The sequence below is a fragment of the Peribacillus sp. ACCC06369 genome (genome assembly GCF_030348945.1).
GTDB lineage: Bacteria > Bacillota > Bacilli > Bacillales > DSM-1321 > Peribacillus.
The window spans coordinates 4,045,484-4,057,530 of record NZ_JAUCEN010000002.1 but is presented as its reverse complement, the minus strand read 5'-3'; the positions used below and the strand labels follow the sequence as shown (position 1 = coordinate 4,057,530).

Annotated in this window: 19 protein-coding genes and 2 riboswitches; of the genes, 7 read left to right on the top strand and 12 right to left on the bottom strand. The window is 40.5% G+C overall.

Going from position 1 to position 12,047, the window contains the following annotated elements; all coding sequences use genetic code 11:
• Positions 1-175: 175 nt before the first annotated feature.
• Complete coding sequence (locus tag QUF78_RS20605; protein WP_289326113.1) at positions 176-340, bottom strand: hypothetical protein; 165 nt, start codon at positions 338-340, stop codon at positions 176-178.
• A 35-nt stretch (positions 341-375) separates the two neighbouring features.
• Positions 376-418, top strand: a riboswitch (PreQ1 riboswitch).
• Between the two features lie 51 nt (positions 419-469).
• On the opposite strand from QUF78_RS20605, the gene QUF78_RS20600 reads away from it, so the two are divergent.
• Both QUF78_RS20600 and QUF78_RS20595 read left to right on the top strand, forming a co-directional pair.
• Positions 470-1,012, top strand: coding sequence for a VUT family protein (locus tag QUF78_RS20600; RefSeq protein ID WP_289326112.1), 543 nt, complete (start codon positions 470-472; stop codon positions 1,010-1,012).
• A 21-nt stretch (positions 1,013-1,033) separates the two neighbouring features.
• The gene (locus tag QUF78_RS20595; RefSeq protein WP_289326111.1) at positions 1,034-1,183 is read left to right on the top strand and encodes a hypothetical protein; all 150 of its coding nucleotides are present in this window, start codon (positions 1,034-1,036) and stop codon (positions 1,181-1,183) included.
• 27 nt (positions 1,184-1,210) lie between these two features.
• Here the strand turns inward: QUF78_RS20595 and QUF78_RS20590 are convergent, their stop codons facing one another.
• The 6 genes from QUF78_RS20590 to QUF78_RS20565 all read right to left on the bottom strand — a co-directional run bounded on the left by QUF78_RS20590 (position 1,211) and on the right by QUF78_RS20565 (position 2,770).
• A complete protein-coding gene (locus tag QUF78_RS20590) occupies positions 1,211-1,333 on the bottom strand; it encodes a hypothetical protein (protein WP_289326110.1) in 123 nt (40 codons plus the stop codon).
• A 15-nt stretch (positions 1,334-1,348) separates the two neighbouring features.
• Entirely contained in the window at positions 1,349-1,498 is a 150-nt protein-coding gene (locus QUF78_RS20585; protein WP_289326109.1) for a hypothetical protein, read from the bottom strand.
• Between the two features lie 37 nt (positions 1,499-1,535).
• Positions 1,536-1,661 carry a hypothetical protein gene (locus QUF78_RS20580; RefSeq protein ID WP_289326108.1) on the bottom strand — a complete coding sequence of 42 codons (126 nt, stop codon included), beginning with the start codon at positions 1,659-1,661 and terminating at the stop codon, positions 1,536-1,538.
• Positions 1,658-1,807 (bottom strand): hypothetical protein, encoded by a 150-nt coding sequence (locus tag QUF78_RS20575; protein ID WP_289326107.1) that lies wholly within the window; start codon positions 1,805-1,807, stop codon positions 1,658-1,660. Before QUF78_RS20575 ends, QUF78_RS20580 begins: the two co-directional genes overlap by 4 nt.
• Before the next feature lie 181 nt (positions 1,808-1,988).
• On the bottom strand, positions 1,989-2,414 hold the full coding sequence (locus tag QUF78_RS20570) for a hypothetical protein (protein ID WP_289326106.1): 426 nt from the start codon (positions 2,412-2,414) through the stop codon (positions 1,989-1,991).
• 35 nt (positions 2,415-2,449) lie between these two features.
• Positions 2,450-2,770 (bottom strand): PadR family transcriptional regulator, encoded by a 321-nt coding sequence (locus QUF78_RS20565; RefSeq protein ID WP_289315262.1) that lies wholly within the window; start codon positions 2,768-2,770, stop codon positions 2,450-2,452.
• 308 nt (positions 2,771-3,078) lie between these two features.
• Between QUF78_RS20565 and QUF78_RS20560 the strand changes: the two genes are divergently transcribed.
• On the top strand, positions 3,079-3,825 hold the full coding sequence (locus QUF78_RS20560; RefSeq protein ID WP_289326105.1) for an alpha/beta hydrolase: 747 nt from the start codon (positions 3,079-3,081) through the stop codon (positions 3,823-3,825).
• 172 nt (positions 3,826-3,997) lie between these two features.
• Here the strand turns inward: QUF78_RS20560 and QUF78_RS20555 are convergent, their stop codons facing one another.
• Positions 3,998-4,702 carry a DUF421 domain-containing protein gene (locus QUF78_RS20555; protein ID WP_289326104.1) on the bottom strand — a complete coding sequence of 235 codons (705 nt, stop codon included), beginning with the start codon at positions 4,700-4,702 and terminating at the stop codon, positions 3,998-4,000.
• 103 nt (positions 4,703-4,805) lie between these two features.
• Here QUF78_RS20555 and QUF78_RS20550 point away from each other — a divergent pair, with 103 nt between their 5' ends.
• Positions 4,806-5,003 (top strand): hypothetical protein, encoded by a 198-nt coding sequence (locus tag QUF78_RS20550; RefSeq protein ID WP_289326103.1) that lies wholly within the window; start codon positions 4,806-4,808, stop codon positions 5,001-5,003.
• Between the two features lie 113 nt (positions 5,004-5,116).
• Positions 5,117-5,220, top strand: a riboswitch (purine riboswitch).
• Between the two features lie 175 nt (positions 5,221-5,395).
• Entirely contained in the window at positions 5,396-6,589 is a 1,194-nt protein-coding gene (locus QUF78_RS20545; protein WP_289327367.1) for a nucleoside transporter C-terminal domain-containing protein, read from the top strand.
• Between the two features lie 64 nt (positions 6,590-6,653).
• On the opposite strand, the gene QUF78_RS20540 is transcribed toward QUF78_RS20545, so the two are convergent.
• The 3 genes from QUF78_RS20540 to QUF78_RS20530 form a co-directional block, all read right to left on the bottom strand.
• Positions 6,654-7,772, bottom strand: coding sequence for a CAP domain-containing protein (locus QUF78_RS20540; RefSeq protein WP_289326102.1), 1,119 nt, complete (start codon positions 7,770-7,772; stop codon positions 6,654-6,656).
• 60 nt (positions 7,773-7,832) lie between these two features.
• Entirely contained in the window at positions 7,833-8,144 is a 312-nt protein-coding gene (locus QUF78_RS20535; RefSeq protein ID WP_289326101.1) for a hypothetical protein, read from the bottom strand.
• Between the two features lie 368 nt (positions 8,145-8,512).
• Positions 8,513-8,884 (bottom strand): winged helix-turn-helix transcriptional regulator, encoded by a 372-nt coding sequence (locus QUF78_RS20530; RefSeq protein WP_063232600.1) that lies wholly within the window; start codon positions 8,882-8,884, stop codon positions 8,513-8,515.
• A gap of 188 nt (positions 8,885-9,072) precedes the next feature.
• Between QUF78_RS20530 and QUF78_RS20525 the strand changes: the two genes are divergently transcribed.
• Together QUF78_RS20525 and QUF78_RS20520 are read left to right on the top strand one after the other, a co-directional pair.
• Entirely contained in the window at positions 9,073-10,278 is a 1,206-nt protein-coding gene (locus QUF78_RS20525; RefSeq protein ID WP_289326100.1) for an MFS transporter, read from the top strand.
• A 194-nt stretch (positions 10,279-10,472) separates the two neighbouring features.
• A complete protein-coding gene (locus QUF78_RS20520) occupies positions 10,473-11,315 on the top strand; it encodes an aldo/keto reductase (protein ID WP_289326099.1) in 843 nt (280 codons plus the stop codon).
• Positions 11,316-11,458: 143 nt separating this feature from the next.
• Here the strand turns inward: QUF78_RS20520 and QUF78_RS20515 are convergent, their stop codons facing one another.
• Positions 11,459-11,902 carry a MarR family winged helix-turn-helix transcriptional regulator gene (locus tag QUF78_RS20515; RefSeq protein WP_289326098.1) on the bottom strand — a complete coding sequence of 148 codons (444 nt, stop codon included), beginning with the start codon at positions 11,900-11,902 and terminating at the stop codon, positions 11,459-11,461.
• Positions 11,903-12,047 lie beyond the last annotated feature (145 nt).

Sequence of the window (12,047 nt, the reverse complement as noted above, 5' to 3'; positions counted from 1 at the left end):
TTCTTTTTCCTCCTCGCGTTTATACTTTTGTCATTACTCTTAAGACCGTGGCCAAATGAGTTTCTTCTTTTACAAGGAAAGACCGTAACATAACTCTATCAATGATTGTCCGCTTTTCATATAGCTGGTCAAGCAGTTTTCTGCGACAAGAATCGGCAAAAGTCCTAAAGTGATATCAAAGTGGGATGTTCGTATTAATTTCACTACGTACAAAGCTTTGGAAAAATGGATATTGACTTAACGATTCGGCAAATGAAAACCTTGGTTTCGCACCATTCCCAGCGACTAAATCGAAATCACGAAGCAACAGGGAAACTTCTTGATTTCCAATCGTTTTCAAGCTACGATAATTAAGGAAAATGATAATCCGCTCGGGCGGAAGAGGTTCTAGCTACCCTCTCAAAAAAACTAAGGGGAACGGTGCTCTTTCTTAGGGTGCTGTTTTTTCTGTATAAGGAGAATGTAAGAAATGTTAAGAGTTCTATTGTATTTAGTATCCATCGTCACGGCGAATGTGGTTACGGCAGCTTTTGAGCCATTGCACTTTGGTATGTTCATCATTCCTATGGGTACATTGCTCATCGGGGGAACCTTCATCTTTCGAGATCTGGTCCAAAATAAATTCGGCCGCGCGAAAACCTATATGTGCATCATTACCGCACTGATTTTATCTGCATGTGTATCATTTTTATTAGGAGATACATTATTGATTGTATTTGCTTCCGCATTATCTTTCGTGGTGGCAGAAACAGCGGATACTGAAATTTATACCCGGTTAAAGCTCCCGATGAGTTGGAGGGTGTTTTACAGCGGGATCGTTGGAGGATTTTTCGATTCAGTGATATTTGTCGTGATTGGCCTAAGTCCACTGGGTGCCAATATATTGCCATGGGAAGCTGTACCCGCTGCGGTTATCGGCCAAATCATCGTTAAAACAGTCATTCAGTCAATCGGTGCCACATTGTTGGGCCGAATCAACGTAAGGCTGGAGAAGCGAGTAGTCTCCGGTTGAATGCTAGGAGGGATGCACTCGATGGATGGAACCAAAAAGGAAGAAGACAAATGCTATTGCCTCGAGGCCTTTCGTGAAAAATATGGCCCGCATGTTCAAGGGGATTGTATGAAGCTCTCCTGCGCCAATTATCGGAAGCATAAAGGAATAGACAAAAAAGGACCTAATTAGGTCCTTTTTTTACGTCATCGGAGTAACTTACGAGTAAACGTATTCGCGAGTAAACAGCGCGAAATCATGGGTGCAGCACGAACTCACGAGTAAAACAGCAAAATTCACGAGTAAACGTGCGAAATTCGCGAGTAAACAGCACAAACCCAAGAGTGGCGCACGAACTCACGAGTAAACCAGCGCGAAATCATGAGTGCAGCACGAACTCACGAGTAAATAGCATGAATTCACGAGTAAATGCTCCAAACTCACGAGTAAACCAGCAAAACTCACGAGTAAACGTGTAAAATTCGCGAGTAAACAGCACAAACCCAAGAGTGCAGCACGAATTCACGAGTTAAACAGCGCGAAATCATGGGTGCAGCACGAACTCACGAGTAAATAGCATGAATTCATGGGTGCAACACGAATTCGCGAGTAAATAGCATGAATTCACGAGTAAATGCTCCAAACTCACGAGTAAACCAGCAAAACTCACGAGTAAACGTGCGAAATTCGCGAGTAAACCAGCGTGAAATCATGAGTGCAGCATGAACTCACGAGTAAATAGCACGAACTCACGAGTAAATGCTCCAAACTCACGAGTAAAACAGCAAAATTCACGAGTAAACGTACGAAATTCACGAGTAAACAGCACAAACCCAAGAGTGCAGCACGAATTCACGAGTTAAACAGCTCGAAATCATGGGTGCAGTACGAACTCACGAGTAAATAGCACGAATCTCACGAGTAAACAGCGCGAAATCATGAGTGCAGCACGAACTCACGAGTAAATGCTCCAAACTCACGAGTAAACAGCTCGAAATCATGAGTGCAGCACGAATTCACGAGTAAATAGCATGAATTCACGAGTAAATGCTCCAAACTCACGAGTAAAACAGCAAAACTCACGAGTAAACGTGCGAAATTCGCGAGTAAACAGCACAAACCCAAGAGTGCAGCACGAATTCACGAGTAAAACAGCAAAATTCACGAGTAAACGTGCGAAATTCGCGAGTAAACAGCACAAACCCAAGAGTGCAGCACGAATTCGCGAGTAAACAGCACAAACCCAAGAGTGCAGCACGAATTCGCGAGTAAACAGCACAAACCCAAGAGTGCAGCACGAATTCGCGAGTAAACAGCACAAACCCAAGAGTACAGCATGAATTCGCGAGTAAACAGCACAAACCCAAGAGTACAGCATGAATTCGCGAGTAAACAGCAAAAAAAGCTTCTTCCACCGTTCCAATAATGGGTGCGGGAAGCTTTTTATCTTGTTTTTGGTCAGAATTGCTCTGCGCTTTTCCGAACTAACTTTTCCAGGGTGAAAAAGCATTTCCGTTTCCGTTCAAGTTCGGTTTGTCCAGTTTCCGTGACATGATAATATTTCCTGCGACTTGATTCGGACTCTTTCCAATGGCCTTCTATGAATTCCTTTTTTTCCAACCGTTTAAGGGCGGGGTAGAGGGTGCCTTCACTGATTTCGTATTTGCCCATGCTCATTTCTCTCAAGATCTTTGTGATTTCATAGCCATATAGCTTTTTTTGTGAAAGAAGTGAAAGCAAAAGGAGGTCAATGCTTCCCTTCATTAGTTCTTTATCCAAATAAAATCGCCTCCTTTTCATTTTAAAAGTGTAATACTTTGTGCATCGTAACACAAGGTGCATTTTACTTTTCTTAAAAAAAATGGTTAAATGACGATTGCTAAATAGAATCAATCATAGTAAAATGTGCTTCGGAACGGATGAGTTGTAAAGCGTGTGGTAAGGATATTATATACATGATTTAATTGTTTTAATGAAAATACGGAATAGGATAGAAGAAATCCCACTCAAGGGGTATTAATTGATTTTTTTTTGAAAATCATTTAGATTCTATTTATCAACAAGAGCAGAAAGAAGGTCCTAGAAAGATGAAAGTGAAAGCACCTGAATCATTCACATATAGAGGTGGAAATAGAGCTGTTCTTTTACTTCACGGGTTTACCGGAAGTACAGGAGATATGAAGAAATTAGGGAAATACCTGCATGATCGCGACTATACTTGTCACGGGCCTCTTTATAGAGGGCACGGAGTATCAGCCGAGGAACTTGCTAAAACAGGTCCAAAGGAATGGTGGGAAGATGTAGTCAATGGCTATAAATTCCTCAAAGAGGAAGGTTACGAGGAAATTGCTGTTATGGGAATTTCTTTAGGAGGATTGTTCTCATTGAAAGTGGGAATTGAACTTCCTGTAAAAGGCGTAGTTTCAATGTGTGCCCCGACACAAGGAAAAAGTAGCGATCGACAAAAAAACCGCTTGCTCAATTATGCACAGGCCTATAAGAAGTTTGAAGGCAAAGATGCTGACCAAATTGCTGCAGAAGTGAAGCTGTTGGAAGAAGACCCGATGACTTCACTGAAAGATGTGGTGAATGTAATAAATGAGACGGGTGAAAATTTAGATCTGATTACATCACCAACTCTTGTTTTACAAGGGCGCTTGGATGATCCTGACTATACGAATAGTGCTACAGCGATTTTCAATGAAGTCGATACGCAGCATAAACACTTGATATGGTATGAAAACTCTGGTCATATAATCACATTAGGTAAAGAACGTGAGCAGGTTTATGAGGATGTGTACAAGTTCTTAAATACTCTGAATTGGTCGGAGTAATATTTTCTTGAAGGTATGAATGTGATATTATCCCCTTTTAAGTTTGAAAGTGTAAAAGCCGACATTTTATATGTAGGTGTTACACTTCCATCTTGAGGGGATTTTATTTTGGGAAAATCGGGCTGCCATTAGGGTCTGACTATAATAAGTTATACTGGTAAGCTCCAAGTATTTATTTGTAGAAAAAGACCTTTACGTTATTGTTATTATCGATGGTTGCTAATAAAATATCGTTTACATCCGCATGGTATGTTATTTTGATTTTGTTTTTCAGCCATTCTTCGTCTTTACCGCCTCGATTTAATTCTTTAAAATCAATCTTCCCCTCTTTAATGATCGTTTTAGGAAAAGTGAAGGCATTTGTTGCTAGATGCATATCTGCTGGGGTTACCGCTTCATATTGTGGATCTAAAAACAATGAAATGGTACCACCCGGTTCCCATAGTGCGAGGGACACTTTTTGAATATCTTCGACTTTTTCTTTTCTTAATTCCGATAATAAAAAATCGATGGAGATTCGGGCCCTTGCTAAGCTTTTGTAAATGATTTGTCCATTTTCGATAAGTGGAAAGGGGGCGGAGTCAAAAAACCTTCGGAGTTTGCCCCACTTAAGACCCGTAAACACACTAATTATATATAAAATCACTAAAACAAAGGTCGTAATCATTGAGCCCTTCAAACCTAACTGTTCATCAGACAAAGGGTGGGCAAGAATGTTTCCAATAATTAATGCCATTATGAAATCAAGTAATCTTAACTGGGAAATGGCTCGCTGCCCCATCAATTTAACCGAAAAAAGTAAAAAGATGAAGGCTATAATGGCTCTCAAAGTCCATTGAATTGCAGTAAGAGTTTCCTGGCTATTATAAAAATCCACCCGAAATTCACGTCCTTATTTCCTTATAATAAATGAGATGTATTATTTAGTATGAAGCATTGAATCAAGGATTATCACAACTTGGGAAGTTTAGTTGTGTTTGTTGCTTATCCTTTACCAAATTTGTGTAGCGGCAAGACCCTTAGACAACAATGTCATTGAGGAAACTTTAAATCTTGAAGTGAACTCGGCTAAAACAGGTCTATTCTTGGATAGCAACATCGCTATCATGCAGGTGTTTTTTATTGTGGATGGGTGGGACACGCCACTTCATAAGTATTACCCAACTTGGGCCCTCTGAGACTTTCCCTTTCATTTCCTAATTGTTTTCAAAAAATTTATATTAATATAACAATTGTAAAACGTATTGTAATTGAAAATAAACTGCTTTAAAATGATATCTTTCCTAGAGAAATTTATTTTAAAAAATATCCTTGTATAGTATCAGTGACAATGGTCTGATAGTTTCTACCTGGCAGCCGTAATAATGCCGGACTACAAGGAAGTATGAAAATAGAAGAGATGAACAGGTTTATGTTGGTTCAGTTAAAAAGTTTTATCCAGCATCTAGTGTTTCAATGAAGGCTCTTACTTTTTCACACTTTCTTCCTGCGGCTGAAAGTGTAAAAAGGTAAGGGCTTTTTTATATAAAGAAAATGAATGGGAAATGATATAACCAAAGGGGATGAAAGCATGTATTTCTTATTGAATATACTAGGTGTTTTAGTTGTAATGGGCATCGTTTACCTTTGTTCACCTAATAAAAGGAACGTTAAGTGGAAAGCCATTCTTACCTTGCTGGTTCTTGAATTGCTTATCACATGGTTCATGTTATCGACTAAAATAGGGGCGTGGGTCATTAATCTGATCGCTTCCTTCTTCACCTGGTTGATTGAATGTGCAAATGAAGGGATTTCTTTTGTCTTTCCTTCATTAATGGCAAATGAACAAGTGGATTTCTTTTTCAGCGCATTGATGCCAATTATTTTCATCATCACGTTTTTTGATGTTTTATCGTATTTCGGTATACTTACCTGGATCATTGACAAAGTGGGATGGCTCATCTCAAAAGTATCCGGTTTGCCAAAACTGGAGAGTTTCTTTTCGATTCAGATGATGTTCCTTGGGAATACCGAGGCACTTGCCGTTCTGCGCCTTCAACTTAGTGCGATTAAAGATCAGCGACTTTTGACATTTGGAATCATGAGCATGAGCAGCATCAGTGGTTCAATCATTGGAGCCTACTTATCAATGGTACCGGCAACCTATGTTTTTGTAGCCATACCATTGAACTGCATAAATGCCTTGCTGATCGCTAACATGCTAAATCCTGTCGATGTCAGTAAAGAAGAAGACGTCGTTTATGTACCTTCTAAAGAGGAACGTAAGGATTTCTTTTCCACCATTTCTAACAGTATGCTGGTTGGGGCCAAAATGGTCTTCGTCATCATGGCCATGGTTATCGGTTATGTGGCGTTAACGGCCAGCGTAAACGGCATTTTCGGTTTCTTTGTGGATGGCTTGACCATTCAAAAGATTTTCTCTGTCATTTTCAGTCCATTTGCATTCCTGCTTGGACTATCTGGACATGATGCCATGTACGTCGCTCAATTGATGGGAATCAAGCTTGCCACGAATGAGTTCGTTGCCTTGCTCGATTTAAAAGATAAAGTCAGTACACTGCCTCCGCATACAGTTGCTGTGGCTGTCACTTATCTGACGTCATTTGCCAACTTCAGTACAGTGGGCATGATTTATGGAACATTCAATTCCATCCTCAATGATGAGAAATCGAACATTATCGGAAGGAATGTTTGGAAACTGTTGGTTAGCGGGATGGCTGTTTCCTTGTTAAGTGCCATGGTCGTTGGATTATTCGTTTGGTGATATTTTATTAAAAACAAGAGAAAAAAAAGCTGTGCAGGATTTCCACATGCACAGCTTTTTTTGTTTATTTCCTTAAATAGTTCTCCGTATAATATGGTTTTTCTTCACCATCGAAGGCAACTCCGACACCGAGGGATTGAAAATCCTTCTGTAATTTGTTTTCCCGGTGTCCAATGGAATTCATCAGGCCTTCATGGGCAAAGATACTGCTATTTTGACCGGCAGCCAGGTTTTCCCCAGCCATTCGAAAATTGATTTTGTCATCTTCCATCCGGTCGAACGGGGATTCTCCTTCAAGGTTTGTATGGTTGAAGTATTGATTCACGGCCATATCTTTACTGTGATCCTGTGCAGTGACCTTCACTTGTTTATCCCATGAAAGCACGGAGAGATCATGATTGACCCGTGATGCATTGGTCAAATCGAATAATTGATATTCAAAGCCTTTCTTTAACCCGGGGCTGGCTTCTGCAAAATAGCTGCTCTTTTGCTTTTCGAGGTTTGCATCGATGATTTGGATTGATGTGACTGTATTTTTCTCATGTTTGTCGTAAAAAATGGTTACATAGCTCTTATCCATTTCAAACATATCGTATTCCCCATCGCTTCGAATCTGGTAATAGACGTTTCCTTTAAGCAATTTCGTAACAGGCTCCCCCAATTTCCCTGTCACACTTTCTTTAGGGGTGCCGCGTTTAATCCCTTCTTTTGAGGAAATCAAATCTTGGTTCGTATATAAACCAACAACTTTATTGTTGGTATCGTAGGCAACCATGAAAAAGTTTTGATAATTTTCGTGATAGGCGAACCAGTCCACGCCATATTCATTCCGCGTATTCCGCTTTGCTTCACCAGCGAGTTTTTCTACGGCATCCTTCGTGTCGCCTATTTCAATATTACGGACTGAAAAGGATGCATCAGCAGGTGCTTCCAGTGCTGGTTTTTTCACTTTTTCCGATTCCTGCGGTTCTTTTTCCGAAGCGGTATCCAATGTTTCCTTAAGCGAACTTATCAGGTTGCTGACTCCAGCACTCAGTTTTTCCAAGGCAGTTGAAACCTCGGGCCCGTTTATAAAGGTGCGAACATCGGATGCAAAGGAACCAACCCCCGCCTTGAATCCAGACTCCTGAATATCTTTACCATATCCATACCAAAATCCACCGAGTAGGAGTATAAGAACCACACTATTAAACAATTTCCGCAAATCGTTCACTCCTGCTCTATCTGGGATATAGAATCCCGATTATTGAAAGATCATTTGCAGCACACTTAAAACAGGTGGGGCACATAAAAAGAAGAGTGAACACATGATGAGTATTCGGGATGCCGTTTTTGGAAGCTTTTCCTTCCCTTTTCCCGAATACCAGCCACTGAACTGAAGTTTATTTCTATACCAGACAAACAATAAAATGAGTATCGCTATCGAGCCTAGCCAGCCATACTGATTCATATTAACTCCTATGTTTATATATATGCCGTTTACAATGATCGAAATGATCGATCCGGCTATCCCGAATATTAATATGATGCGTATCAATTCTAATATGACTCTCATATGTCACTCCTTGGTTTCACCATTATACTCATTCGTCTACAAAATAAAAACTTTAAGTGATCAACACTTCCTGCTTGATCAGATAAAAGAGTTTGGATATCAAATGGTATTACATATTATACCAAAAAGTAAGAAAGGAATAAAACGGGTGACTCTTACTAAAGTGAAATTTTATTTACATGCACACCAATTATATATTTGCATTTATGATAAATTAAGGCGGAATGCTTATGGATAACAAAACTCAGCTGGCTTTAATTCTTATTTTCATACCTCTCGTAGTTAAATTAGTTTAAACAAAAAAGATGATTGATGGTTCATCCAAAAAAAACGGAATCCCTTTGTGGACGCCGTTTTTTTATTTTGAATTACTTCAATTGATCATTCAATACACTTTCCTCGAGAACGGAAAACTTATCACCATACACTCTGGTAATGTGATTTTCTCCCCACGTACATAGTGCGGATAGGATGCTTTCGAGGCTTTGTCCATACTCACTTAGTTCATATTCCACTTTTGGGGGGACTTGGTTATAAACGATCCGATTGATGACACCGTCCTGTTCCAACTCCCGCAATTGTTGGGTCAACATTTTTTGGGTGATGTTTGGCATTAGGCGCTTCAATTCACTAGTCCGCTTTTTTCCGTGGGTCAAATGGCAGAGGATTACGCATTTCCACTTCCCGCCCAGTACTTCCAGTGTCGCTTCAACGGATATATTGTACTTCTTTTTTTGCATGATTTGCATACTCTCCTTATTTTATAGGAACTTTAAGGTACCTATATTACTTTAAAGTACGTACTGTTTTTTATTTGTATTATATCTCATAATAACATTTGCACACCGAATTCCACTGTACCATTTATAAAAAAAGTTGCTTAGGCAATTTCAATGATAGTACAAAACAACAAGAAGGAGAAGAGGATATGATTTCAAATAAAAATAGAAGTACATGGGCATTGCTCGCTTTAGCGATCAGCGCCTTTGCGATTGGAACCACCGAGTTCATCAGCGTGGGATTATTACCGCTCATTTCTAAAGATTTACACATTACAGTCACGACGGCGGGGTTGACGGTATCTCTATACGCCTTGGGGGTCATGTTCGGGGCACCTATCCTTACATCCCTGACATCGAATATGTCGAGAAAGACCTTATTGCTTTGGATCATGGTCGTGTTCATTGCCGGAAATGCATTGGCGGCTTCTGCGACCACGATCAGTGTATTATTGATCGCACGTGTCATTTCAGCGCTTGCACATGGTATCTTCATGTCGATCGGCGCTACGATTGCGGCTGATTTGGTCCCTGAAAACCGCAGGGCGAGTGCCATCGCCATCATGTTCACAGGTCTAACGGTGGCAACGGTGACCGGAGTTCCGTTTGGAACCTTCATCGGGCAGCAATTCGGCTGGAGATTCGCTTTCATCATCATTGTGGCAATCGGCCTGATAGCTTTCATCGGGAATGGCATCCTTGTCCCATCCGATTTAAGAAAAGCTGCACGGACCACGTTCCGTGACCAAATCAAATTGGTGACAAATGGCCGATTGCTGTTAGTATTCATCATTACAGCGTTAGGATACGGAGGTACATTCGTTGTCTTCACGTACCTGTCGCCATTACTTCAGGAAGTAACAGGGTTTAAAGAAGGAACTGTGGCCTTGATTTTGCTAGTATATGGAGTAGCCATAGCAATAGGGAATACTCTCGGCGGGAAATTGGCCAATCGCAATCCTATTAATGCCCTATTCTATATGTTTCTTATACAAGCCATTGTACTGGTGGTCTTGACCTTCACGGCACCGTTTAAGATAGCTGGTTTAATTACGATCATTTTAATGGGATTGTTTGCTTTCATGAATGTTCCAGGGCTTCAAGTCTATGTCGTCATGTTAGCGGAGCGTTTCGTGCCGAGTGCAGTGGACGTGGCGTCAGCCATCAATATTGCCGCCTTCAATGCGGGAATCGCCATTGGTGCCTACTTAGGAGGGGTGATTACGGATTCGATTGGACTGATCCATACAGCGTGGATAGGTGGAGTCATGGTGTTTGCTGCAGTGATTTTAACAGGCTGGAGCCGGGCCTTGGAAAGTAAAGACCGTACCAAGGGAACTGACAAAATAGCATAGGAATGAAGAAGTGATGCATGTTAGAAAAAGCATGTTCCATTTCTTGAAAAGCGTATAGAGTATCAAAACCCTACTATCATTGCATCCCTTCAGCGAATGATGGAAGGTTCCTTGAAGGGATGTAATGATACTGATACTTAAGCGCATTACAATCTATAAAAACAATGAAGAAAAAATTTGGAGGTAGAGTGATAATGGTGAAAAATTTACAAGATACAACAACGTTGCATAACGGCGTTAAAATGCCTTGGTTCGGATTGGGCGTATTTAAAGTGGAAGAAGGACCTGAGCTGGTAAATGCAGTTAAAGTGGCCATTAAACATGGTTATCGCAGCATCGATACGGCTGCGATTTATGAAAATGAAGAAGGGGTTGGACAAGGAATCCGTGAGGGATTGAAAGAAGCTGGAATCTCCAGGGAAGAATTATTCGTAACATCAAAAGTCTGGAATGCTGATTTGGGATATGAATCAACAATCGCGGCTTACGAAAAAAGCTTAAAGAAACTTGGCTTGGAGTACTTGGATTTATATCTTATCCATTGGCCAGTGGAAGGGAAATATAAAGAAGCTTGGAGAGCGTTGGAAACTCTTTATAAAGAAGGAAAAGTGAAAGCGATCGGTGTGAGCAATTTCCAGATTCACCATCTTGAAGATTTAATGAAAGATGCAGAAGTGAAGCCGATGGTCAATCAAGTAGAATGCCATCCGCGTTTAACTCAAAAAGAAGTTCAGGCGTTTTGTAAGGAACAAGGAATACAACTTGAAGCATGGTCTCCTTTGATGCAAGGTGAACTGCTGGATAATGAAGTATTACAAGCAATTGCGACCAACCATGGCAAGTCTGTTGCACAAGTCATTTTACGCTGGGATTTACAAAATGGGATTGTAACGATTCCAAAATCCACTAAAGAACATCGCATTGTAGAAAACTCATCTGTATTCGATTTTGAATTGACGGAAGAAGAAATGAACCAAATTGATGGATTGAATCAAAATCACCGTGTAGGTCCAGATCCTGATAATTTCGACTTTTAATCATGTAAGTAGGAGAGAGACGGGCCTATCCGTCTTTCTCCTTTTTTAATTGGATGTCGGCAACGAAGGGGATGGGCATGCAAAGCAAAAAAGGCCTCAAATTGAATGGGGCACAAAATTTCACATCATACATCGCCATTGATTCATTCATTCTCCTGGAGACCGTTTTTTGCATCCACGAATAGTTTCAGTACTGTGTCAATATCACTGTTTTTTAAGGACTTTTCCAATGTTTCATTAACGGTATCGAGGATTTCCTGAAGCCTTACCTCACCGCGGTCCGTTATGATTGCACACACTCCGCGACGGTCGTCTTCATATCCAAGCCTTTGGATGACACCGCAGCTTTTATTTTCCATTCTAACAGACAGCCTGGACATCGCACTTTGGCTTAAACCGACCAATTGCTGCAATTCGAGGAGCCTCAGTTTTTTTTCTGGTGTTTTCGATAAAAATAATAAGACATAAAATTCGTTTAAAGTCGTTTGGTGTCTTGCTTGCAGCATTCGATCAAGCTCATTGGAGAGCTCGGCATGAACACGTGTAAACGATAGCCATGTATTGATAAGGTTCTGTTCACTGGACATTTATATTCGCCTTCCTCTGCTTACTTCCATTAAATATAACACATATTAAATGAAGTGTACCAACAGACGATAGCGTTTACAATGACAGCATCGGGTGTTGGGGAATCTGATTAGTTGACACAGTATTATCCAGATGATATAAATG

Coding starts and splice junctions, on each gene's coding strand:
- QUF78_RS20515 (WP_289326098.1), bottom strand. CDS start 11,902: ATGTCCAGTGAACAGAACCTTATCAATACATGGCTATCGTTTACACGT.
- QUF78_RS20545 (WP_289327367.1), top strand. CDS start 5,396: ATGTATTTCTTATTGAATATACTAGGTGTTTTAGTTGTAATGGGCATC.
- QUF78_RS20600 (WP_289326112.1), top strand. CDS start 470: ATGTTAAGAGTTCTATTGTATTTAGTATCCATCGTCACGGCGAATGTG.
- QUF78_RS20530 (WP_063232600.1), bottom strand. CDS start 8,884: ATGCAAAAAAAGAAGTACAATATATCCGTTGAAGCGACACTGGAAGTA.
- QUF78_RS20525 (WP_289326100.1), top strand. CDS start 9,073: ATGATTTCAAATAAAAATAGAAGTACATGGGCATTGCTCGCTTTAGCG.
- QUF78_RS20595 (WP_289326111.1), top strand. CDS start 1,034: ATGGATGGAACCAAAAAGGAAGAAGACAAATGCTATTGCCTCGAGGCC.
- QUF78_RS20560 (WP_289326105.1), top strand. CDS start 3,079: ATGAAAGTGAAAGCACCTGAATCATTCACATATAGAGGTGGAAATAGA.
- QUF78_RS20535 (WP_289326101.1), bottom strand. CDS start 8,144: ATGAGAGTCATATTAGAATTGATACGCATCATATTAATATTCGGGATA.
- QUF78_RS20520 (WP_289326099.1), top strand. CDS start 10,473: ATGGTGAAAAATTTACAAGATACAACAACGTTGCATAACGGCGTTAAA.